At 75.1% G+C, this 22,096-nt stretch carries 16 protein-coding genes; 13 read left to right on the top strand and 3 right to left on the bottom strand.

Translation table 11 applies throughout. The features are described from left to right. Positions 1-187: 187 nt before the first annotated feature. Positions 188-1,963: a 3-hydroxyacyl-CoA dehydrogenase family protein gene (locus tag ACGF13_RS24025; protein ID WP_392878325.1), complete on the bottom strand. Its 1,776-nt coding sequence runs from the start codon at positions 1,961-1,963 to the stop codon at positions 188-190. 543 nt (positions 1,964-2,506) lie between these two features. On the opposite strand from ACGF13_RS24025, the gene ACGF13_RS24020 reads away from it, so the two are divergent. The 3 genes from ACGF13_RS24020 (at position 2,507) to ACGF13_RS24010 (ending at position 6,831) form a co-directional block, all read left to right on the top strand. Beyond that, on the top strand, positions 2,507-3,970 hold the full coding sequence (locus tag ACGF13_RS24020) for a glutamine synthetase (RefSeq protein ID WP_392878323.1): 1,464 nt from the start codon (positions 2,507-2,509) through the stop codon (positions 3,968-3,970). A 3-nt stretch (positions 3,971-3,973) separates the two neighbouring features. Next, positions 3,974-5,092 (top strand): amidohydrolase family protein, encoded by a 1,119-nt coding sequence (locus ACGF13_RS24015; RefSeq protein WP_392878322.1) that lies wholly within the window; start codon positions 3,974-3,976, stop codon positions 5,090-5,092. Positions 5,093-5,346: 254 nt separating this feature from the next. Further along, the gene (locus ACGF13_RS24010) at positions 5,347-6,831 is read left to right on the top strand and encodes a S8 family serine peptidase (RefSeq protein ID WP_392878320.1); all 1,485 of its coding nucleotides are present in this window, start codon (positions 5,347-5,349) and stop codon (positions 6,829-6,831) included. A 248-nt stretch (positions 6,832-7,079) separates the two neighbouring features. On the opposite strand, the gene ACGF13_RS24005 is transcribed toward ACGF13_RS24010, so the two are convergent. Beyond that, positions 7,080-7,979, bottom strand: coding sequence for a HipA family kinase (locus tag ACGF13_RS24005; protein ID WP_392878318.1), 900 nt, complete (start codon positions 7,977-7,979; stop codon positions 7,080-7,082). A 91-nt stretch (positions 7,980-8,070) separates the two neighbouring features. Between ACGF13_RS24005 and ACGF13_RS24000 the strand changes: the two genes are divergently transcribed. From ACGF13_RS24000 to ACGF13_RS23960, 9 genes are all read left to right on the top strand, one after another. Next, positions 8,071-8,511 (top strand): SRPBCC family protein, encoded by a 441-nt coding sequence (locus ACGF13_RS24000; protein ID WP_392878316.1) that lies wholly within the window; start codon positions 8,071-8,073, stop codon positions 8,509-8,511. Positions 8,512-8,781: 270 nt separating this feature from the next. Then, positions 8,782-9,936, top strand: coding sequence for a glycosyltransferase (locus tag ACGF13_RS23995; RefSeq protein WP_392878314.1), 1,155 nt, complete (start codon positions 8,782-8,784; stop codon positions 9,934-9,936). A gap of 396 nt (positions 9,937-10,332) precedes the next feature. Continuing rightward, complete coding sequence (locus ACGF13_RS23990; protein ID WP_392878312.1) at positions 10,333-11,847, top strand: exopolysaccharide biosynthesis polyprenyl glycosylphosphotransferase; 1,515 nt, start codon at positions 10,333-10,335, stop codon at positions 11,845-11,847. Positions 11,848-11,853: 6 nt separating this feature from the next. Next, on the top strand, positions 11,854-13,275 hold the full coding sequence (locus tag ACGF13_RS23985; RefSeq protein WP_392878310.1) for an O-antigen ligase family protein: 1,422 nt from the start codon (positions 11,854-11,856) through the stop codon (positions 13,273-13,275). Beyond that, positions 13,272-15,017 carry a murein biosynthesis integral membrane protein MurJ gene (murJ, locus tag ACGF13_RS23980; RefSeq protein ID WP_392878308.1) on the top strand — a complete coding sequence of 582 codons (1,746 nt, stop codon included), beginning with the start codon at positions 13,272-13,274 and terminating at the stop codon, positions 15,015-15,017. Before ACGF13_RS23985 ends, murJ begins: the two co-directional genes overlap by 4 nt. Then, positions 15,007-15,858: a polysaccharide deacetylase family protein gene (locus ACGF13_RS23975; RefSeq protein ID WP_392878306.1), complete on the top strand. Its 852-nt coding sequence runs from the start codon at positions 15,007-15,009 to the stop codon at positions 15,856-15,858. Before murJ ends, ACGF13_RS23975 begins: the two co-directional genes overlap by 11 nt. Beyond that, positions 15,855-16,970 (top strand): glycosyltransferase, encoded by a 1,116-nt coding sequence (locus tag ACGF13_RS23970; protein ID WP_392878304.1) that lies wholly within the window; start codon positions 15,855-15,857, stop codon positions 16,968-16,970. The genes ACGF13_RS23975 and ACGF13_RS23970 overlap by 4 nt, the downstream gene beginning before the upstream one ends. Before the next feature lie 49 nt (positions 16,971-17,019). Next, positions 17,020-18,036, top strand: coding sequence for a Wzz/FepE/Etk N-terminal domain-containing protein (locus ACGF13_RS23965; protein ID WP_392878302.1), 1,017 nt, complete (start codon positions 17,020-17,022; stop codon positions 18,034-18,036). Continuing rightward, positions 18,033-19,193 carry a GNAT family N-acetyltransferase gene (locus tag ACGF13_RS23960; protein WP_392878299.1) on the top strand — a complete coding sequence of 387 codons (1,161 nt, stop codon included), beginning with the start codon at positions 18,033-18,035 and terminating at the stop codon, positions 19,191-19,193. The genes ACGF13_RS23965 and ACGF13_RS23960 overlap by 4 nt, the downstream gene beginning before the upstream one ends. A 4-nt stretch (positions 19,194-19,197) precedes the next feature. Here ACGF13_RS23960 and ACGF13_RS23955 read toward each other — a convergent pair whose 3' ends face one another. Further along, on the bottom strand, positions 19,198-20,421 hold the full coding sequence (locus tag ACGF13_RS23955; RefSeq protein WP_392878297.1) for a glycoside hydrolase family 26 protein: 1,224 nt from the start codon (positions 20,419-20,421) through the stop codon (positions 19,198-19,200). A 369-nt stretch (positions 20,422-20,790) separates the two neighbouring features. Here ACGF13_RS23955 and ACGF13_RS23950 point away from each other — a divergent pair, with 369 nt between their 5' ends. Beyond that, positions 20,791-21,819 carry a hypothetical protein gene (locus ACGF13_RS23950; RefSeq protein WP_392878295.1) on the top strand — a complete coding sequence of 343 codons (1,029 nt, stop codon included), beginning with the start codon at positions 20,791-20,793 and terminating at the stop codon, positions 21,817-21,819. Positions 21,820-22,096 lie beyond the last annotated feature (277 nt).

Below are 22,096 nucleotides of genomic sequence, written 5' to 3'. Positions count from 1 at the left end.
GTCACGGCCGGGCGGGGCCAGCGCGAGGACACCGTCCCGGGGCTCCAACCGGGGCGCGCGGACGCCGCGGAGGGCGTGGCGGCCGCGGATCCGTGCGGCTGCGCCCCGTACGGCTGTGCGGCGAGCGGTCCGGCCGGCGGGGCCCCGTACGGCGTCTCGTACGGGCCGCCCCCGGCCTGCGGCGTGGTCACCGGCGCGCGTGGTCGCGGAAGCCGCGGCCGGTCTTGCGGCCCAGGCAGCCCGCCGCGACCAGGTGCTCCAGCAGTGGCGCGGCGGCCAGGCCGGGTTCGCGGAACTCCTGGTGCAGCACCCGCTCGATGGTCAGCGAGACGTCCAGGCCCACCACGTCCAGCAGCTCGAACGGGCCCATCGGGTAGCCGCAGCCGAGCTTCATCGCGGTGTCGATGTCGTCCACCGTCGCGTAGTGCTCCTGGAGCATCCGCACCGCGTCGTTCAGGTAGGGGAAGAGCAGCGCGTTGACGATGAAGCCGGCCCGGTCGCCGCACTCCACCGGGTGCTTGCGGACCTCGGCGGTCAGCTCCAGCACGGTCGCGGTGACGTCCGGCGCGGTCAGCACGGTGGAGACCACCTCGACCAGCTTCATCGCCGGGGCCGGGTTGAAGAAGTGCATGCCGATCACGTCCTGCGGCCGCGAGGTGGCGGTCGCGCAGCTGATCACCGGCAGCGAGGAGGTGGTGGTGGCGAGCACCGCGCCCGGCCTGACGATCTTGTCCAGGGTGGCGAACAGCTCCCGCTTGACCGCCAGGTCCTCGGCGACCGCCTCGACCACCAGGTCCACCTCGGCCAGCTCCGCGTACTGCCCGACCGGGGTGACCAGCGCCAGCGCGGCGTCCCGGGCCTCGGCCGACAGCCGGCCCTTGGCCACCGAACGCTCCAGCGACTTCGCCAGCTGCGCCTTGGCCGCCTCGGCCTTCTCCTGGCTGCGCGCCGCCAGCAGCACCGGGTGCCCGGCCTTGGCGAACACCTCGGCGATCCCGGTGGCCATCGTCCCCGAGCCGCAGACGCCGACGGTGCGCACCTGCCGCCCCGGCACCCCGGGCCTGGCCGGCCCGGTCGCCGCGTCCACCGCCCGGGAGGAGCCCGGCGCCTCGTAGGTGTAGAAGCCGCGCCCGGTCTTGCGGCCCAGCAGCCCGGCCGCGACCAGCTGGCCGAGGATCGGGGCGGGCGCGTGCAGACGGTCCCGGGACTGCTCGTACATCGCCTCCAGCACGGTGCGCGCGGTGTCGATGCCGATCAGGTCGAGCAGCGCCAGCGGGCCCATCGGCAGGCCGCAGCCGAGCCGCATCGCGGCGTCGATGTCCTCCCGCGAGGCGTACTTGGACTCGAACATCGCGGCGGCCTGGTTCAGGTAGGCGAACAGCAGGCCGTTCACCACGAAGCCGGCCCGGTCGCCGGCCGCCACCGGCTCCTTGCCGAGGTCGCGGGCGAACTCGGCGGCGTCCTCGGCGGTCCGCGGGGAGGTCAGCACCGTGCGGACCACCTCGACCAGCTTCATCCCGTGCACCGGGTTGAAGAAGTGCAGGCCGAGCACCCGCTCCGGACGGGCGGTCGCCGCGGCGATCCTGGTCACCGACAGCGCGGTGGTGCCGGTGGCCAGGACCGTGTCCTTGGGGCAGATCCGGTCCAGCTCGGCGAAGACCTCCCGCTTCAGCTCCAGCTGCTCGGGCACCTCCTCGATCACCAGGTCCGCCCCGGCGGCGGCCGCCAGCTCGTGGCCGACCGAGATCCGGGCCAGCAGCCCGGCGCGCTCCTCGGCGGTCAGCCGCTCCCGGTCCACCGCGTGCGCGGTGGCCTCCTCGATCCGGGCCAGTGCCCGGGCGGCCGAGTCCTCGGTGGCCTCGATGCCGATCACCCGGCGGCCGCTCTTGGCGACCGCCACCGCGACGCCGGCACCCATCGTGCCGAGGCCGACGACGGCGACAGTGGGGAAGGGACGCTCCATCTGTCCTGACTCCTAGTCATGAAGGGCGCGCGCGTGCTCCGGCGGGCACGCCGCCGGGCCGGTACGCCGGGGCGGCCGCCGCCGGAGGAGGGTCCACGCGCGGGGCTGGGGAGATGACGGGGGTCGGCGCATCGGGGCAGCGGCCGGTCCGCTCCGGCCGAACTGCGGATGTGCCGTGGTGCTCAGGCGCTCGAAGGTGAAGGAAGCGGCTCTGAATACGAGGAGAACCCGGCCTGCCGCGGTCCGCGGCACCGGCCGGTGGAAGCGCACCGCGCGGGCGCCGGAGAAGCGGCGACCGCGGCCTGCCGCCGGTGCGGCTCCCGAAGCCCGGCGGTGGTGCGTGTCCGGCCACTGTAGCGAAGCTACTCGCGAGTAGGAAGAGGGTGCGGGCGGAAAACCCGTCGGAGTCGCGAAACCCGTCGGAGCCGTGGGGGAGCCGGCCGCCAGGCTCGCCCCGAACGGGTGAACGGGCGAACACGGCTGCCAACGGGACCACCCGATAGGGGAGTTACCGGACCCCGGTCGGCGGGGCAGCATGAGGACATGACCACCCGAACCGCCGCCGCCGGCCCCACCGCGCCCGGTCCCGCCGAGCCGCCCGCCACGGCCGAACGGCTCGCTGCCGCCGCCGCGGCGGCCGTCGCGCTGCCACCGCGCGACGAGCGGGCGGAGCGCGCCGAGGCGGCCGCCGACCGGCTGCGCACCGACGCCGTCGAGGCGGTGGCCGTCACCTGGGTGGACAACGCCGGCATCACCCGGGTCAAGGCCGTGCCCCTTGGCGGCCTGGTGCACGCCGCGCAGTGGGGTGTCGGCACCGCGCCCTGCTTCGACGTGTTCCTCGCCGACGACACGATCACCACCAGTGCGATCATCGGCGGCCCCACCGGGGACCTCAGGCTCTACCCGGACCTCGACCGGATCGTCCCGCTGGCCGCCCAGCCCGGCTGGGCCTGGGCCCCGGGGGACAGGTACACCCAGGCCGGCACCCCGCACCCCGGCTGCCAGCGGCTGTTCGCCCGTCGGGCCAGGGCCGTGGCGGCCGCGCGCGGCCTGAGCCTCAAGGCGGGGATCGAGGTGGAGTGGACGGTCGCCCTGGCCGCCACCCCGCATGAGGATCCGCAGTACCCGACGCACGGCCCGGCGTACGGGATGCACCGCCTCACCGACCTCTCCGACTACCTGCGCGACGTGCTGCGCGCCCTCGGCCGGCAGGGGCTGAGCGTCCTCCAGATCCACCCCGAGTACGCCCCGGGCCAGTTCGAGGTCTCGGTCGCCCCCGAGGACCCGGTCGCCGCCGCCGACACCTCCGTCCTGGTCCGGCACACCGTCCGGGCCGTCTCCGCCAGGCACGGGCTGCGGGCCTCCTTCGCCCCGGTGGTCGAGACCGGCGGCGTCGGCAACGGCGGGCACCTGCACGTCAGCCTCTGGCGGGACGGGCACAACCTCGGCCACGGCGGCCCCGGCCCGCACGGCCTGACCGCCGAAGCCGAGGGCTTCCTCGCCGGGGTGCTCGACGCGCTGCCCGAACTGCTGGTGCTGGGCTGCTCCAGCCCCGCCGGGTACCTGCGGCTGGTGCCCTCGCACTGGGCCGGCGCCTACCAGTGCTGGGGCCTGGAGAACCGGGAGGCCGCGCTGCGCCTGGTGACGGGCTCCGCCGGAGAGCGGTCCGCCGCCGCGAACGCCGAGGTCAAGTGCTTCGACGCGAGCGCCAACCCGTACCTGGCGGTCGGCGGGGTGATCGCGGCCGGCCTCGCCGGGCTGGACCAGCGCCGCGCGCTGCCACCGGAGTTCACCGGGGACCCAGCGGCCGCCGAGCCCGGCATGGTGCCGAGGCTGCCGACGAGCCCAGCCGAGGCGATCGCCGCCTACGAGCACTCCGCGGTGCTGCGCGAGGCGCTCGGCGAGCCGCTCTACCAGGCCGTGCTGGCGGTGCGCCGGGCGGAGCGGGAGCAGTACGCGGCCGCCACGCCGGAGGAGCTGGTCGCGGCCACCCGCTGGCGGTACTGAGCGGTGCCCCGGCCGGAGGGGCCCGCGCTGGTCGACCACCACTGCCACAGCGTGGTGGCGGCCGAGCTCACCGACGACGCCCTGGCCGGGCTGCTCACGGAGTCGGACCGCCCGCCCGCGCCCGGCTGTTCGCCCTTCGACAGCGCGCTGGGCCTCGCGGTGCGACGCTGGTGCCCGCCCGCCCTCGGCCTGCCGGCGCACGCCCCGGCCGCCGACTACCTGGCCCGGCGGCGGGAGTTGGGTGCGGCCGAGGCCACCGGGCGGCTGCTCGCGGCGGCCGGGCTGGACGCCTGCCTGGTGGACACCGGGCTGGCCACCGCGGCGGGTCACGCACTGCTGCCGCTGCCCGAACTCGCCGCGGCCACCGGGGCGTCGGTGCGCGAGGTGGTCCGGCTGGAGTCGGTCGCCGAGACGGTGGCGGCCGGTGCCGAGGACTGGCCGCGGGCCGTGGCGGGGGCGCTCGCGTCGGCCGCCGCCGGGGCCGTCGCGGTCAAGTCGGTGCTCGCGTACCGGCATGGCCTGGCCGCCCCCGCCGAGCGCCCCGCCACCGCGGCCGTGGTGGCCGCGGCCGGCGCCCACCTGCGCGGTGGGGGCGGCCGGCTGACGGACCGGGTGCTGCTGCACCACCTGCTCTGGACGGCGGTGGAGGTCTGCGCCGAGCTCGGCCTGCCGCTCCAACTCCACACCGGCTTCGGCGATCCCGACCTCACCCTGCACCGGGCCGACCCGTCGCTGCTGACGGACTTCGTGCGGGCCGCCGAGCCCAGCGGCGTTCCGCTGGTGCTGCTGCACGGGTATCCGTACCACCGGCAGGCCGCCTGGCTGGCCCAGGCCTTCCCGACGGTGTACACCGACCTCGGGCTGACGGCCTCGTACACCGGGCCGCGGGTGGCCGCGGTGCTGGGCGAGATGCTGGAGCTGGCCCCGTTCGGAAAATTGCTGTTCTCCACCGACGCGTACGGCCTGCCCGAGCTCTATTTGGTGGGCACCTGTCAGTTCCGGTACGGACTAGCCGCGGTGCTCGCGGAGTGGCGGGCCGACGGCGCCTGCTCCGCGGCCGACGCCGAGCGGCTGGCGCGATCGGTCGCGTCCGGCAACGCACGTCGGTTGTACGCGTTGTAGGGGCGCGATCCGTGCTGGTGGCCGAGGTCGCGGAGGGTGTGGCGGCACGTCGGCGAACCATCACTTTTTAACACTCTTGACCTCTGTTGCCTGTGTTGATCGCCGGGTGCCCTTAACCCCGGTCCCTGGTCAAGATGTGACGATTAGATGACTACCTCTTGCGCTTATAACCAAATATTCATTAGCGTCCCGGTCATTCCCAAGCGCACCTGCCCATCGCAGCTGCCGCCTGACGACTCGGGAGGCCAACCCTCATGCGTGTTCCTCGGATCAGCCGTACCCGGTACGCGGCGGTGGGCGTCGTGCTCGCCACCGCCGGCGCCCTCGCGCTGCCGGCCGGCACCGCCGTCGCGGCCCCCACGGCCGACTCGACGACCGGTCCGCTGATGAGCTACGTCGTCAACACCAAGGCCAACCACGGCCAGGTACAGAAGGTCGAGAAGGCCATCACCGGCCTCGGCGGCACCGTGGTCCAGTCGTACGAGCAGGTCGGCGTCGTCGTCGCCCGCTCGAACGACACCAAGTTCGCCGAGAAGCTGCGCCTGGCCAAGGGCGTCGACTCGGTCGGCGCCAGCCGTACCAAGGGCATCCAGGCCGCCGACCAGGGCAAGGCCGACGTCGCCGCCGAGCCGGCCGCCGCGGCCGCCCCGGGCCAGGAGCCCTACGACGCCTACCAGTGGGACATGCGTCAGATCGGTGCCGACAAGGCCCACAAGATCTCGCTGGGCAGCCGCAACGTCACCGTCGGCGTGCTGGACTCCGGCATCGACGCCACCCACGAGGACCTGGCCGCCAACGTGGACGCCTCGCAGTCGGTCTCCTGCATCGACGGCAAGACGAACACCGACTGGAAGGCCTGGCAGCCGACCACCAGCGACCACGGCACCCACGTGGCCGGCACCATCGCCGCCGCCAAGAACGGCAAGGGCGTCGTCGGCGTCGCGCCGAACGTGAAGCTGGCCGCCGTCAAGGTCGTCGACGACGGCGGGTTCATCTACCCGGAGAACGCGGTCTGCGGCTTCGTCTGGGCCGGCGAGCACGGCTTCAAGGTGACGAACAACAGCTACTTCGTCGACCCGTGGATGTTCAACTGCAAGACGGACAAGGACCAGGCCGCGATCTCCGAGGCCGTCCGCAAGGCCGTCGCCTTCTCGCAGCGCAAGGGCGTCCTCAACGTCGCCGCCGCGGGCAACGAGAACATCGACCTGGCGCACAAGACCGTCGACGTGGCCAGCCCGGACGACACCACCCCCGGCTCCCGCCCGGTCACCAACGACTGCCTGTCGCTGCCGACCGAGCTGCCCGGTGTCATCGCCGTCTCCGCGGTGGGCTCCGACGGCGTCAAGTCGTACTACTCCAGCTACGGCAAGGGCGTCGTCTCCGTCACCGCGCCGGGTGGCGACCGCCGCTTCCAGTTCCCGAACACCCCGGACAAGGACGGCCGCATCCTGTCCACCATCCCCGGTGGCAAGTACGGCTACATGCAGGGCACCTCGATGGCCACCCCGCACGTCGCCGGCGTGGTCGCGCTGCTCGCCAGCACCTTCCCGTGGGCCAGCCCGGACGAGCTGACCGAGCTGCTGACCACCCACGCCGAGTCCGTCCCGTGCCCGACCGGCGAGTTCAACCCGGGCGGCGCCGGCACCTGGAAGGCCACCTGCGAGGGCGGCGCGGACGACAACGGCTTCTACGGCGCGGGCCTGATCAACGCCGAGAAGGCGGTCCAGTGGTGGCGCTGACGCGCTGACATGCTGATCGCGGACAACTCCGAACAGTAGAGCCGGGGAGCGGGACCACACGGTCCCGCTCCCCGGTCGCGTTCCCGCGCCGGCCGCTCGCACCCGACCGCCAACCGGCCGGACAGGATCGCCGATCGGTCGCATCCGATCACCGACGCTCCGGCCGCACCCGGGTCGCCCCGCACCCGGGTCGCCCCGCACCCGGGCCGCGTCGGCCGCCCGCGCCGCTCCGGCCGTCCCGCGCCCGGCTACGCCTCGTCGAAGTGGTGCTCCCAGACCGTCTCCACGGACGGCTTGCCGTGAAGGTCCGGCACCTCCTGCAGCCAGGCCGGCCGCCCCGTCCTGGTCCGGGCCGCCCGCCGCCGCTCCGCCTCGAGCAGTTGCTCGGGCGTGGCGAAGCCCTCCGGCAGCCACTCCTCGGAGAGCACCACCCGGGCAGCCAGATGGGTGACGTAGGCGTGCCGGACGGCGTCCACCGAGTCGAAGCCGGGCTCGCCGGCCAGCCACTCGTCCGGGACCAGCGCCACGACCTCCTCCAGCAGCGGCACGGTGACCAGCGGCCCGAGCTCCTCGTCGGCCAGCCGGACGTCCGGGGCCGAGCCGCCCAGCGCGTGCGCGCTGAGGTCGTACCGCTTGCCGACCGCCGCCTCGGCCCCCGCCCAGCGGTGGTGGAAGATCAGCGCGGCGCCGTTGTCGATCAGCCAGAGCCGTCCGTGCCAGACCACCAGGTTGGGGTTGTGGACGGTGCGGTCGACGTTGCCGGTCAGCGCGTCCAGCCAGACCACCCGGCCGGCCTCGGCGGAGTCCACCGCGATCATCCCCGGCCGGAAGTCCCGCGCGCCGGGCAGCAGGTCCATCCCGAGGTTGAGGCCCGCGCTGGCCTTGAGCATGTCCTGGATCTCGGTGTCCGGCTCGTCCGCGGCGACGGCCGGATCGAAGTCCACCAGCCGCAGCTCCGGCACCCGCAGGCCCAGCCGCCGCGCCAGTTCGCCGACGATCACCTCGGCGATCAGCGCCTTGCGGCCCTGCGCGGCCCCGGTGAACTTGACCACGTACGTTCCCAGGTCGTCGGTCTCCACCACGCCGGGGACGGAGCCACCGGCCCGCAGCGGGTCGACGTAGCGCACAGCAGTCACCAGATCGAGCACACCGGTCACCCTATCCCGCCGCGTCGCGGGCGTGAGCCTGTGATTGGCTTGCCGGACAGAGCGGTTCCCGCAACACGAGGAGAGCAAGGTCATGGGACAGGTGCAGGCCACCACCGAGCGGGTCTACGACGCGGCCCCCGAGCGGGTGTACGAGGCGTTGGCCGACTACCAGGTGACCCGCCCGAAGCTGCTGCCCGCGCAGTACAGCGAGTACGAGGTGCGGGTCGGCGGCACCGGCGCCGGCACCCAGGTGCACTGGAAGCTCCAGGCCACCGAGAAGCGGGTGCGCGACTGCCTGTTCACCGTCTCCGCGCCCGCGCCGGACCAGCTGGTGGAGAAGGACGCCAACTCCAGCATGGTGATCACCTGGACCGTCTCGGCCGTCGGCGAGGGCCGCTCCAAGGTCACCGTGACCGCCACCTGGCAGGGCGCGACCGGCATCGGCGGCTTCTTCGAGCGCACCTTCGCGCCGAAGGGCCTGAACCGGATCCACGACCAGGTGCTCGCCAACCTCGCCGCCGAGGTCCGCTGAGGCCCTCGCGGCCCACTGGGGGCGCCGAGGTCCGCTGAAGCCTCCGCGGCCGCGGCGTCCCGCTGAATCATCCGCGGCCCGCCGAGGCCGCGGAATCGCCAACCGCGCGATTCGCGCGCGTAGATCCATCGAACCGCTCGAATCGCCCGGGAATTCGAGCGGTTCGGTCTCCCGTACGAGCCGAAAGCCGTACGGGTGGCCGAACCACCACCTGCGGGTGACGAGGGCCGCCCGGCGCCGGGGAGCCACCCTAGGCTCGCCGCCGTGCATATGACGATCCTTCACATTTCGCAACCGGTGGACGGCGGGGTCGCCCGCGTCGTCGCCGATCTGGTCCGGGGTCAGCGGGAGGCCGGGCACCGGGTCATGGTCGCCTGCCCGCGCGGCGGCCGGCTGGCCGAGGAGGCCGGCGCGGTGGGCGCGCTGGTCCAGGACTGGCCCGCCCGGCGCTCGCCCGGCCCGGGCACCGCCGCCGAGGCCTGGCGGCTGCGCCGGATCGTCCGGGCGGCCGCGCCCGACGTGGTCCACCTGCACAGCGCCAAGGCCGGACTGGCCGGGCGGCTCGCGGTGCGCGGCACGGTGCCGACCGTCTTCCAGCCGCACGCCTGGTCCTTCGCCGCCGTCGACGGCGCGCTCGCCGCCGCCACCCTGCGCTGGGAGCGCTTCGCGGCCCGCTGGTCGCACCGGCTGCTGTGCGTCAGCGTCCAGGAGCGGGCCGACGGCGTGGCGGCCGGGGTGCACGCCGACTGGGCGGTGGTGCCCAACGGTGTCGACGTGCGCCACTTCGTGCCCGCCGACCGCCGCGCCGCCCGGATCGCGCTCGGCCTGGACCTGGACGCCCCGCTGGCGGTGTGCGTGGGGCGGCTGTGCCGGCAGAAGGGTCAGGACGTGCTGCTGGCCGCCTGGCCGGAGGTGCTGCGCCGGGTGCCGCGGGCCCGGCTGGCACTGGTCGGCGGCGGGCCGGAGGAGCAGCGGGTCGCGGAGTTGGTCAGGCGGACCGCCGAGCCCGCCCGGGTCCGGCTGGTCGGGGACGTGCCGGACCCCCGCCCGTGGCTGGCGGCGGCCGATCTGGTGGTGCTGCCCTCGCGCTGGGAGGGGATGGCGCTGGCCCCGCTGGAGGCGATGGCGGCCGGCCGGCCGGTGCTGCTGACCGACGTGTCCGGGGCCCGGGAGTGCCTGCCGCCGTCCGAGCTCGCGCACGCGGTGGTCCCGTCCGAGGACGTGCGGGCCCTCGCCACCCGAATGGGGGACGCGCTGTCGGATCCGATCGAGTGCGAGCGGCGCGGTGCGCGGCTGCGCGACCACGTGGCCGGCCGGCACGACGTGCGCACCGTGGTCGAACAGGTGGATGTCCTCTACCGCCACCTGCTGGGTGCCGGTCCGGCGTCGGGGCGGCGCCGGGCCCGTGTCCCAGAGCGGATCTGATCGTTTCACATGCCGTGAATGCCCGTCGTTTCCGGCGTTGTCGTATTCGCACCCTCGACCGGATATGGAGGCGAGGAGTCAAATCCGAAATACCTATTACTGGGCGGCTGGAATGAAACGGCAAGTCAACTTCCGCCCGGTACGGCCTGGTTCTGTATTGTCGGATTTTGCCTGCTTCGTTCAGATTTCATGCCGGGAATTCACGGCAGAGCCCCGCGCGACCGATTCCCTCGTGATTGGTCCCTCGGCGATCGGCCCCGCCACCGGACGTCCGAAAGCCGTCAGCGGCAGCAGGCGCTGTCAGGACCGCGCCCACCGGGCCGGGACGGCCGCCCCGCGCCAGCCGGTGCCGGGGCACCGTCACCCCGGGCACACAGCAGGGGAGATCGTGCGCTGATGACCATTGACCACGACAGTGTGCCGCGATACGCCGGACCCCTGTCCGGCCCCCGCCGGCCCGGCACCGGGCTGCTCGACCGTCCGGCGGGAGCGGCACACCCCCGGGCGGTCCCCTCGCCGCGCCGTTCCCGTGGCACGGTCCGATCCCGGCCGGCCCTGTCGCTCGCCCTGGTCCAGGCCGACATCATCGCGCTCTGCTCCGCCGGCGGCATCGCCAGTCGCGTCATCGACCCGGCCGGCCCGCTCGACCCGCTGCTCGGCGTCCCCGCCGTCCTGCCCCTGCTGCTCCTGCTCAACCTCACCGGCGGCCTCTACCGCTCCCGCCTCACCCTCTCCGTCCTGGACGAACTGCCCGCACTGGCCGCCCGGGCCGTGGTCGCCACCGCCCTCGCCGTCACCCTGTCCGGCTGCCTCGGTGGCCGCTGGCCCGACTGCGGCCCGGCCCGGCTCACCCTCCTGCTCGGCGCCCAGCTGCTGATCGCCGCCGCCGGCCGCGCCGTCCTCTACCACCTGGCCCGGCGGATCCGCCGCAGCCGCCCCAGCCCCGTCCTGGTGCTCGGCGCCGGCCGGCTCGGTCACCGGGTCGCCGCCGTCCTGCGCGAGCACGGCGAGTACGGGATGCGCCCGGTCGGCTTCCTCGACGCCGACCCGCCGCTGCTGCCCGGCGACACCGACCTGCCCGTGCTCGGCGGCCGCGAGGCGCTGGAGCGCGAGGTGCGCCGGCACGGCGTCCAGCACGTGATCGCCACCGCCGGCGGCACCGACGAGGCCGAGACCGCCGCCGCCCTGCGCGAGGCCACACGGCTCGGCTGCCAGGCCTGGCTGGTGCCCGCCCTGCGCGAGTACGGTTCGCTGCCCGTCACCCCGGTCACCGGCGGCGACCACCTGTGGGGCTTCCCCTGCCTGCGGGTCGGCCGCCCCGCGCGCCGCCGCCCCGGCTGGATCGCCAAGCGCACCCTGGACCTCACCGCCGCCGCGGTCGGCCTGCTGCTGCTCGCCCCCGTCCTGGCGCTCTGCGCCCTCGCCGTCCGCTTCGACACCGGCCCCGGCGTGCTCTTCCGCCAGCAGCGCACCGGCCTGGACGGCCGGGTCTTCACCCTCCTCAAGTTCCGCACCCTGCGCCCGAGCAACGAGCACGAGTCCGCCACCCGCTGGAACATCGCCCAGGACCACCGGATGGGCGCCGTCGGCCGGCTGCTGCGCAAGAGCTCGCTGGACGAGCTGCCCCAGCTGTGGAACGTCCTGCGCGGCGACATGAGCCTGGTCGGCCCGCGCCCCGAACGGCCGTACTTCGTCATGAGGTTCGGCCAGGCCTACCCCGAGTACGCCGACCGCCACCGGGTCCCGGTCGGCCTCACCGGCCTGGCCCAGGTCAACGGCCTGCGCGGGGACACCTCCATCGAGGACCGGGCCCGCTTCGACAACCGCTACATCGAGAGCTGGAGCCTCTGGCAGGACGTCAAGATCCTGTGCCGCACCACGGCCCTGATGCTCCACCCGGACGGGAGCTGACCCCGCGTGGCCCTGACCCTCCCCGCCTTCCCCCACCCCGTCTTACGGAAGGCCCTGCCCGTACTCGCGGAGCGCACCAGCCCGCTGGCCGCGGCCACCGTCCTGCTGGTCTGCGTGCCCACCGGGCAGAAGGACGTCGCCGCCGCCGTCCACATCACCGCCGCCGACCTCGCCTCGCTGGCCCTGGTCGCCCTCACCGCGCTCGACCTGCTGCGCGGACGGCTGCCCGCGATCAGCCGCACCACCTGCGCGCTGTTCGGCGGGATCGTCGTGGCGGCCGCCGTCGCCACCGTCGGTTCGATCGACCCGGCCGCCGGCGTCACCGGCTTCGTCCGGCTCACCCAGGTGTTCGTCCTGGTCCCCGTCGCCGTCCTCTGCTCACTGCGCGACCGCACCGACCAGCGCCTGGTCCTCGGCTCCTTCGTGCTCGCCGCGCTGATCCAGGGCGCGGTCGGCGCCAAGCAGTACCTCACCCACACCGGCGCCTCCTACACCGGCCAGCCGATCCGGGCCGTCGGCACCTTCGGCGCACTCGACGTCATGGCGATGTCCAGCGTGGTCAGCTACGGCCTGCTCGCCGCCCTCGCACTGGCCCTCGCCGAGCGCGGACCAGGGGCCGGGCGGCGCACCCCCGCCCGCCGGGCGGAGGACGGGAGCCCGGCGCCGCGCGCCGACGGCAACCCCCGCCTGCGCCGCGCGATGTTCGCCGCCGCCGCCTTCCTCGTCTTCCCGCTGGCCGTCTCCTTCAGTCGCGGCAGCTGGATCGCCACCGGCCTCGCCGCCACCGTGCTGCTGCTGCGCGCCGACGCCCGGCTGCTGGTGCGCGGCGCCGTCGTCGGCCTGGCCGCCGTCGTCGTCCTGGTCGGCGGCCTCGGCCTCGGCGGCTCCGGCGTCACCCAGCGGCTCAGCTCGATCGGTTCGGTCTCGGCCGCCCCCGACCAGTCCGTCTCCGACCGGTACGACCTGTGGTCCACCGCCGGACTGATCTGGCAGGACCACCCCGTGCACGGCGCCGGGCCCAAGGCCTTCCAGCAACTGCGCGACAGCCACGCCCCGTTGCGGCTGTCCTCCGGCAGCGACGCCGCCGACGCCACCATCGGCTTCCAGCGCGAACCGCTGCTCTCCCCGCACAACATGTACTTCCTGGTGCTCAGCGAGCAGGGCCTGATCGGCATCACCGCCTACGCCGCGCTCTTCCTCGCCCTGCTGCTCGGCTGCCTGCGCCACCGCCACGGCCCCGGGCTCGCCGCACTCGCCCTGCTCACCTGGGTCCTGGTCGACTTCCTGTACTCCGACATCGGCGGCACCACCACCGTGCTGACCTCCGTCGTCCTCGGCCTCGCCGCCCACGCGGCCACCCACCGCCCCGGGCTCCCCGCCGCCGAGCACCCCGCCACCGACCACCCCGCCGCCGGAGCGGCCCGGTGACCACCGACCAACCGGCCGCCGCCGTCGGCCCCGCCGCCCTCCCGGCCCCCCGCGGCGCCACCGGCGAGGACCCCGCCGCCGAGCCCCACCCGGCCCCCCGGCGCGGCTTCCTCGCCAAGGCCTTCGGCATCACCGCCGTCCTCAGCGCCGCCGGCTCCGGCCTCGGCCTGCTGCGCGACCTCCTGCTGGCCCGCTACTTCGGCGCCAACCAGGGCACCGACGCCTTCCTGGTCGCCTGGACCGTCCCCGAGACCGCCGCACCGCTGCTGATCGAGGACGCCATGTCCTTCCTCATGGTGCCCGCCTTCGCCCTCGCCCTGGTGCTGCGCGAGGAGGACCCGGACGCCCCCGACCCGGTCCGCCAACTCGTCCGCGCCTCCCTGCCCTGGCTGCTGCTCGCGCTCGGTGGCCTCGCCCTGGCCGCCGCGCTCGGCGCCCCGGAACTGGTCGCACTGCTCGCCCCCGGCCTCACCGACCCCGGCCTGGCCGTCACCTGCACCCGGATCACCGCGATCACCGTGCTGCCCTTCGGGGTGGCCGGCTACCTGGCCGCCGCGCTGCGCGCCCACCACCGCTTCACCGCCCCGGCCGGCATCTACGTCGCCCACAACCTCGGCATCCTCGCCGTCCTGCTCTGCCTCCACTCCCACCTCGGGGTGCGCTCCGCCGCCCTCGGTGTCGCGGCCGGCAGCCTGCTGATGGCCGGCCTGCTGGTCGGCCCGTTCCTGCGCCGACTGCGCCAGGGCCCGCCCGGCACCGGCCGCGGCCGCCGCTCGCGCCGCACCCTGGTGCTGATGCCGCTCGCCCTGCTGCCGGTGGCCGCCTTCACCCTCACCCGCCAGTCCCAGGTCTTCGTCGAGCGCTACCTCGGCTCGGCCCTGCCGCCCGGCACCATCTCGCACCTCAACTACGCCGCCAAGGTCTCCCAGCTCGCCATGACGGCGGGCATCCTGATCTGCACCGTCACCTTCCCGCTGGTCGCCCGGGCCCTCGCCGCCGGGGACCTCACCGCCGCCCGCGACCGGGTGGAGAAGGACCTCGGCCAGGCGGCGGCCGTCGTCCTGCTCGGCACCGCCTTCCTGATGGCCTGCGCCCCCTCGGTGGTCTCGCTGCTGTTCGAACGCGGCGCCTTCGGCCCGCACGACACGGCCGCCACCGCGGACGTCATCCGGGTCTACAGCTTCGGCCTGCCCGCCCAGGCACTGATCGGTGTGATGATCCGCCCGTACTTCTCGCTGCGCCCGGTGGTCCGCCGGGCCGACGACCCGGGCACCGAGGACGGGCGCGGCCGGCTCCTGGACTGGTACCCGGTCGCCGCCATGCTGCTCGGCCTCGGCGTCACCGTCACCACCGGCCTGCTCGCCACACCCCGCTTCGGCGCCCTGGGGCTGGCCGCCGGCAACGCGGCCGGCATCACCACCACCGCCGCGCTGCTGCTGCACGGCCTGGTGCTGCGCGGCATCCCGCTGCGGCTGCACCGGGTGCTCGGTGGACACGGCCGGCTGGTGGCCGCCGCCGCCGGGGCCACCGTGCTCGGCACCGCCGCCGCCGCCCTGGCCGCCGACCCGCTGCTCTCGACCCTCCTCGGAGGCCTCACCGTGGCGCTGGCCTTCGCCGCCCTCGGCACCGGGCTCGGCGCCCGCGAGGTGCGCGGCCCGGTCCTCGCCGCCGCCCGGGCCCTGGGGCCCGGGCGGACCCCGCCAACCGTCGCCGAAGAAGGGAAGCGTCCCCATGGACGATGAACGGGGAGCCGTCCGTTCGGCCCGGGCGGGCGTCAGCAGCGCCCCGCCGCACTGGGCACCACTGCCCAGGAGCCGCCCCCCGATCGGTGAACCACCGGTCCATGGCTCCGCCTCGCCGTGGATCCTGATGTACCACTCGGTGGCGGTCGAGAAGGAGGACCCCTACCGGCTCACCGTCAGTCCCGAGCGGTTCGCCGAACAGATCGCCTGGCTGCACCGGCGCGGCCTGCGCGGCGTCAGTGTCCGCGAGCTGATGCGGGCCCGGGCCCTCGGCCGGGACGACGGACTGGTCGGCCTGACCTTCGACGACGGCTACGCCGACTTCGCCCGGTACGCGGTGCCGATCCTCCAGGCGTACGGCTTCACCGCCACCGCGTACGTGGTCGCCGACCTGCTCGGCCGGGACAACGACTGGGACACCGAGGGCCCGCGCAAACAGCTGCTCACCGTCCAGGAGGTCACCGAACTCGCCGCCGCCGGCTGGGAGATCGGCTCGCACGGCCTCGGTCACCAGGCGCTGCCCGGCCTGCCCGCCGAGGCCCTCGCCGTCCAGGCCGGGGAGAGCCGGCGCCTGCTGGAGAAGGCCGTCGGCGGACCGGTCACCGGCTTCTGCTACCCGTACGGCGCCGTCGACCTGCCCGCCGCCCTGGCCGTGCGCGACGCCGGGTACGACTACGCCTGCGCCATCGGGCACTCCCCGCTCACCGGCCGTTTCGCCCTGCCCCGCTGCTACGTCGGCGCCCGCGACGGCGCCTGGCGGCTGCGCGCCAAGAGGGGCCGGCAGCGGCTGCGCGACGCCGTCACCGAACTGCGCCACGCCCGCCGGGAGCCCCGGCCATGAGGGTGCTGCACATCGTCACCGGACTGGCCGCCGGCGGTGCCGAGCGCCAACTCCACCTGCTGCTGCGGCACCTGCCGGCGCACCAGCAGTGCGAGGTGCTAGCCCTGACCGAGCCCGGTACGGTCGCCGCCGCGCTGCGCGCCGACGGCGTCACCGTCCACCATCTCGGCATGCGCGGCAACCGGGACCTGCGCGCACTGCCCCGGCTGGTCCGGCTGGTCCGGGCCGGCCGCTACGACCTGGTGCACACCCACCTCTACCGGGCGCAGCTGTACGGCCGGCTGGCCGCCCGGCTGGCCGGGGTGCGCGCGGTGGTCTCCACCGAGCACTCGCTGCACGCCGGGGTGATCGAGGGCCGCCCGGTCACCCGGGGCGTCAAGGGCCTCTACCTGGCGGCCGAACGGCTCGGCAGCACCACCGTCGCCGTCTCCCGACAGGTCGCCCAGACGCTGCGCTCCTGGGGTGTCCCGCCGGCCCGGATCGAGCTGATCCCGAACGGCATCGACGCCTCCCGCTACCGCCTCCCACCCGCCGATCGGGCCGCCGTCCGTCGCCGGCTGCGGGCCGAGCTCGGGCTGCCGCACGGGAGTTGGGTGGTCGGCGGGGTGGGCCGGCTGGTGCCGGGCAAGCGCTTCGAGGTGCTGGTCGAGGCGCTCGCCGAACTCGACCCGGCCACCCGGCTGGTGCTGGTCGGCGAGGGCCCGGAGCGCGCCGCGCTGGAGCGCCGGGCCGACGAGGCCGGCGTGCGGGACCGGCTGGTGCTCGCCGGGGAGCGCGACGACGTGCCCGAACTGCTGGCCGCCCTGGACGTGTTGGCCGCCCCCTCGACCGCGGAGACCTTCGGCCTCGGCGTCCTGGAGGGCCTCGCGGCAGGGCTGCCGGTGCGGCACAGCGCCTGCCCGGCACTCGACGAACTCCCGCCCAGCGCCGCCCCGCAGGCCCGCCGCATCCCCTCCGAGCCGGCCGCCTACGCCGCCGCGCTGCGCGACCTGCGGCCGCTCAGCGGGCACATCGCCGACCCGCTGCCCCACCCCCCGGCCATCGGCCACTACGACATCGCCCGGGTCGCCTCCGACCTGGGCGCCCTCTACGACCGGCTGGCCCGCGTCTGACCGCCCGCCACCGCCGGAACCGCCGTACCAGACCCAAGGAGCAACACCTATGACCACACCGCGCCGAAGCGCCCGCCGCCTGGTCCGCCGCTGGTGGCCGGTGGTGCTCGCGGTTCCGCTGGGCGCCGCGGCCGGCGCCGGGTACGCCGTCGTCGCGCACCCGTCGTACGCCGCGAACGCCTACGTCCTCGTGGTCGCGCAGAACCCCGGGGAGGCCGTGATCGCGACCAACTTCGCCCAGGCGTACGGCCGGCTGGCCGGCCAGCCGCAGGTGCTCGCCGTGGCGGCCGACGAGACCGGCCACACCCGGACCGAGCTGGAGACCCTGGTGCACGGGACGACCTCGCCGGACGCCCCGATGATCGAGATCACCGGGACCGGGCGGCGCCCCCAGGACGCGGCCGGGACCGCCGACGCGGTGGCCCGCTCGCTGGTCGCCTTCGCCAACACCAGCAGCAAGGACACCAACGTCCGGCTGGTGACGCTGGCCCCGGCCGCCGCGCCGGACAAGCCGACCACGCCCTCCGGGAAGCTGGACGTCGCGGTCGGCGGCTCGGCCGGGCTGCTGCTGGGCGCGCTGGTGATGATGACCCGCCGCCGGGGCGGCGCGGGAACGCCCGAGGCCGACGCGAGCCCCGAAGCGCCGCGGGCCGCACGGGCACCGGAGGTCCCTGCCCCCGCCCCCGCCGTCGCTGTCCCCGCCGCCGCCGTGTCGGTGGCGGTCCCGACGCAGCCGCGCCCGCGTCGCGAGGAGCCGGCCGAGACCGAGCCCGGGGCTGTCGCCGCTCCCGAGGCCGGAGGGGCGAAGGCCGCGAGCCCGAAGAAGGAGAGCGCCAGGACCACGAGTGTGAAGAAGGAGAGCCCGAAGGCCGAGAAGAAGACCGACGGCAAGGTCGACGGCAAGGCCGACAAGCAGGCCGGCACCGAGCCCGCGGCGGCGGAGCAGCCCGCGATGGAGCAGCCCCCGGCCGAGGAGCAGGCCCCCGCCGCCGCCGAGGAGCAGGCCCCGGCCACCGGGAACCAGACCCCCGCCCGGAAGAAGGCCCCGGCCGGGAGCGGCCGGTGAGCACCCGCACCCGCGGAAGCAGCCTGCCCGCCCAGGCGACGGCGCCGGCCTGGACCACCGAGCTGCGCCGCGAGGACGACGCCCTGGACGTCCTCGCCGAGGAGTGGGACGACCTGGCCGCCCGCTCCCGGACCGCCACCTTCTTCCAGGCCGCCGACTGGCAGCGCTCCTGGTGGCGCCACTACGGCCGCCCCGGCGGCCTGCTCCTGGTGCTGGTCCGCCGCGACGGCCGGCTGGTCGGCGCGGGCGCCTTCGTCCGCCGCGGCGGACCGTTCGGCGGCCTGACCGGTCTCGGTGCCGGGCTGGCCGACTACACCGACGTCCTGCTCGACGACGAGTACGCCGACCGGGCCGCCGCCGAACTCGCCGCCGTCCTCCCGCTCACCCGCCCGTGGCACTGGCTGGAGCTGCGCGAGGTGCATCCCGACGCGGCGGTGCACCGGGTGTACGGGCACTGGCGCGGCAGCCGCCGCCGCTACCGCGACTCGCTCTGCCAGTACCTGCCGGCCGTCCCGATGGACCGGCTGCTCAAACGGGTGCCCGGCAAGACCGCCCAGCGCAGCCGGGTGAAGCTCCGCAAGATCGCCGAGGCCGGCGTGAAGGTCCGTACGACCCCGGTGGCCGAGGTGCCGCAGGCGCTGGACGGGCTGCTGCGGCTGCACTTCCTGCAGTGGCAGGCGCGCGGCGTCACGCCGGAGCACCGTACCGACCGGTTCGCCCGGCACCTGACCGAGTCCACCACCGGACTGGTCGCCGCGGGCAGGGCCGTCGTCCACCAGTTCCACCTGGACGGCCAGCTGGTCGCGGTGAACCTGCTGCTGCTCTGCCCGTCCTTCGGGGGGCTGTACATGTACGGCGCCCACCCGGTGCTGCGCGAGCGCCTTGACATCGCCGGGCTGCTGTTCAGCGCGGCCCTGGACGAGACCGTCGGCGCGGGCGTCCCGGTGCTCGGCCTGCTGCGCGGGCAGGAACCGTACAAGCAGCGCTGGCGGCCGGACCAGCTGTCCAACCACCGGCTGTTGCTCGGCCCGGCCGGGGCGGCACCGGCGGCCGCCCTCCGGGCCGGGGCGGTGCTCGCCCGGCAGGTGGCGGCGCACCAGCTGCACACCCGCTTCCCCCGGCTCAAGGAGGCGCTGCTGGCCCGCCGCCGCAGCTGACCGCTCAGTGCCGGGCGTGCTTCGTGCCCGTCGGAACGGCCGTCGCCTTGGCGGTCGTCGGACGGGCCGCCGGGTGCGGCGTCGCACTCGGCGCGGCGCGGCCCCCGGGCGCGGCCGGCGAGTCCACGGGGCCGGCCGGGCCCGGCGCCGCGGGCACGCCGGGGGCCGCCGCGGCGGGCGCCGGCGAGGGCGCCCCCTTCGACCCGGCCATCAACTCCTTGAACGTCGCCGTCGAGCGCGGATTGCGCTCGCACTGGAAGAAGCCGTGCGGACAGTAGTCGGTGACGGTCTGGTAGGCGGTGTCGTGGGTGCGGATCCAGTCGACCATCCGCTGCACGAACTCGGGGTTGTCGCCGTTGCGGAACAGCCCCCACTCCGGGTACGAGACCGGCTTGCCGCGTTTGGCGGCGAACTCCACCTGGTCCTGGAGGCCGTACGGCTCGCGCACGTAGTCGTCGAAGGTGCCGCCGGCGGGCTGGTCGTAGTTGTCCATGCCGATGATGTCGACCACGTCGTCGCCGGGGTAGCACTTGGTCCAGGGGATGGCGTCCAGGCCGCGGCTGGGGGCGAAGTCGAAGCGGAAGCGCTGCCCGGGCACCGAGCGCATCACCTCGACGATCCGCCGCCAGTACGTCTTCCACGCCGACGGGTCGGGCTTGCAGCGGTGGGTGTAGGTGGTGCCGTTCATCTCCCAGCCGAGCGTGAGCACGGTGTCCGCACTGCCCAACGCGACCAGTCGGCGCGCGAGCTTGAGGAAGTGCCCGTCGAAGTCCCCGCGCGCCCCCTGGGCGAGCAGTTCGGCGACCTCGTCGTCCGACACCTTCGCCTCGCTGGGCACCAGCATCGGCACACCGAGCACCAGCAGCCGCGAAGAGTCGGCCTGCCGCCACTGCGACCAGAGGCCGAGCACCATCGGCTCGCCCTCGATGTCGCTCCAGCCGTTGCCCGCCAGGTAGGTGTGGCCGACCTGGATGTTCGCGTCGCCGAGCCACTGCGCGTACCGGCCGATCTGCGGGATGTAGTCGTCCCAGGAGCCGACGAACGCGCCGAACGGCGGCTCGTGGCTCGGCCGCTGGACCGGCGGGCGCGGGGCCGGACCGCGCGGCTCGATGGCGTCCGAGGAGAGGGTGTGCCGTTCGGTCTGGCTGAACGGCGTCCCGGCCGGGACGCTGGCCGTGGCCATCAGCAGCAGGGTGGCGGCGGCCAGCGTCAGGCGGCCGATTCGCATGGTGCTCTCCTCGGGAGTCTCGTGGGCGGGGAGCCACGGTCACGGCGTGGACGGACCGTGGCGCCCCGCTCGCTGACAGTAGGCCCGAAGAGGGACGAAGGGGCCGAATGTCACCCCAAAGTGGGCGCCGATCGAACGTCGGCTGCCACGGCGGCCGACGACCGGCGGTCGTGTATCAGCTCTGTAACGGTCCCGCCGGGCCGCTGCGGCCCGCTCCGGCGCGCCCGCCGGAGCGGCCGAGGCCCCGACGGCGCAGGTGGGCGGGCGGACGTGCGGGGAGGGCGCGCGGGGCCGGGCGGACGCCGGGCGGGAGGTGTCGGCGGCAGAACCGGGCTGACTCGCGTGCCCGGTGAAAGGTACGCTCCGGCCGTGTCCTGGAAGCCGCTGCGTGTACTGACCCCCCGCTCGATCCTGCCTGCCTCGGCGGTGGTGCTGGTCCTTGCGGCCGGAGCGGCGGCACACGCGAACAAGCCGGTGCCGTTCGGCGACCGGGTGGCGGGACCGGGTGACGCGGGGGCGACGCCGGTCAACTCCGAGTCGCTCAGCTCGGCCGACCTCGACCTGCGGGTGGGCCCGGGCCTGGAGGCCTTCCACAAGCAGACCGGCGAGCAGGCCTGGTCCTACCGCCGGGAGGGCGCCGAGGCGCTCTACCTGGCGATGGCCGGCGACAACGCCATCGTGGTCTGGGACGACGGCATGGTGACCTCGGTGCGGCCCGGCGACCACGAGGTCCGCTGGCACCGCGCGGTGCCCGGCCTGGCCGACTGGCTGCACGGCGACGGCGAACCCGGCGCCGACAAGCGGACCGACGCCCAGCGCAAGGCGCTCGCCATGCAGCGGGCCGCGGGCGCGCTGCACACCGTCCAGCGGGACGGCTCGCCCTGGCTGGCCCTGGTCACGCCGAACCTGACCATGGGCCTGCGCGACGCCGACGGCGACCTGCGCTACAACGACAAGCCCTCCGGCGGCTGCGTCTACGACCCGCTGCGCGCCGTCCACACCGACTACGCCGTACTCATCCCACGCACCTGCACCAACAGCAGCGGGCAGGCCGTGTCCGGCGGCATCACCGGCTACCGGCTGGACAGCAACGGCTGGGCGACGAGCACCGGCCCGAACGCCATGGTCAAGGTGCTGGACCGCAGCCGGGTGGAGATCACCGACGGCCCGATCGTCCCGCCCAAGGTGTTCGACACCAAGGCGGCGGCGCCCGAGACGCCCTGCGGCAGCGTGGACGCGCCGTTCGCCGCGGTCCGTCCTCAGGGCGGCTGTGCGGCGGACCCGTCGGCGCTCCTCCCGGCCGCGGGCGACCCGGCGGCCGCCGGCACCGCCCCGGACGCCCCGACGCCGGACTCCGCGGCGCCTACCGGGGACCAGCCGGCCGGACAGCCGCAGTAGTCGCGGCCGCGGTCGTCTCCGGTCGCGGCAACCGGGTCGGCCCGCGGACGGCGGCCTCCGGCCCGGGGCGAGGCTTCGGCCCGGGGCGACGGCTACGGTCCGAGGCGAGGCTTCGGTCCGAGGTGATGGTCTCGGTCCGGGCGGCCCTCGGCCGGGACCGGTGGGCCCCCGGTGCCCGGTGGATACCCCAGGCCGGTACTACTCCGGAGGCGACACACGGGGCCCGGTAGACTTGCCGCCATGGCTATCTTCTCCGGGCAATAGCGGGTGGCGGCGC

Origin of the sequence: Kitasatospora sp. NPDC048286 (assembly GCF_043201735.1) — a bacterium.
Classification (GTDB): Bacteria; Actinomycetota; Actinomycetes; order Streptomycetales; family Streptomycetaceae; genus Kitasatospora.
The sequence above is the reverse complement of the archived record's forward strand: the minus strand, read 5'-3'. Positions and strand labels throughout refer to the sequence as shown.

Excerpts from the sequence above, each read along its gene's own strand:
- ACGF13_RS24025 (WP_392878325.1), bottom strand. The coding sequence starts at position 1,963 with ATGGAGCGTCCCTTCCCCACTGTCGCCGTCGTCGGCCTCGGCACGATG.
- ACGF13_RS24020 (WP_392878323.1), top strand. The coding sequence starts at position 2,507 with ATGACCACCCGAACCGCCGCCGCCGGCCCCACCGCGCCCGGTCCCGCC.
- ACGF13_RS24010 (WP_392878320.1), top strand. The coding sequence starts at position 5,347 with ATGCGTGTTCCTCGGATCAGCCGTACCCGGTACGCGGCGGTGGGCGTC.
- ACGF13_RS24000 (WP_392878316.1), top strand. The coding sequence starts at position 8,071 with ATGGGACAGGTGCAGGCCACCACCGAGCGGGTCTACGACGCGGCCCCC.
- ACGF13_RS23995 (WP_392878314.1), top strand. The coding sequence starts at position 8,782 with ATGACGATCCTTCACATTTCGCAACCGGTGGACGGCGGGGTCGCCCGC.
- ACGF13_RS23990 (WP_392878312.1), top strand. The coding sequence starts at position 10,333 with ATGACCATTGACCACGACAGTGTGCCGCGATACGCCGGACCCCTGTCC.
- ACGF13_RS23975 (WP_392878306.1), top strand. The coding sequence starts at position 15,007 with ATGGACGATGAACGGGGAGCCGTCCGTTCGGCCCGGGCGGGCGTCAGC.
- ACGF13_RS23970 (WP_392878304.1), top strand. The coding sequence starts at position 15,855 with ATGAGGGTGCTGCACATCGTCACCGGACTGGCCGCCGGCGGTGCCGAG.
- ACGF13_RS23965 (WP_392878302.1), top strand. The coding sequence starts at position 17,020 with ATGACCACACCGCGCCGAAGCGCCCGCCGCCTGGTCCGCCGCTGGTGG.
- ACGF13_RS23955 (WP_392878297.1), bottom strand. The coding sequence starts at position 20,421 with ATGCGAATCGGCCGCCTGACGCTGGCCGCCGCCACCCTGCTGCTGATG.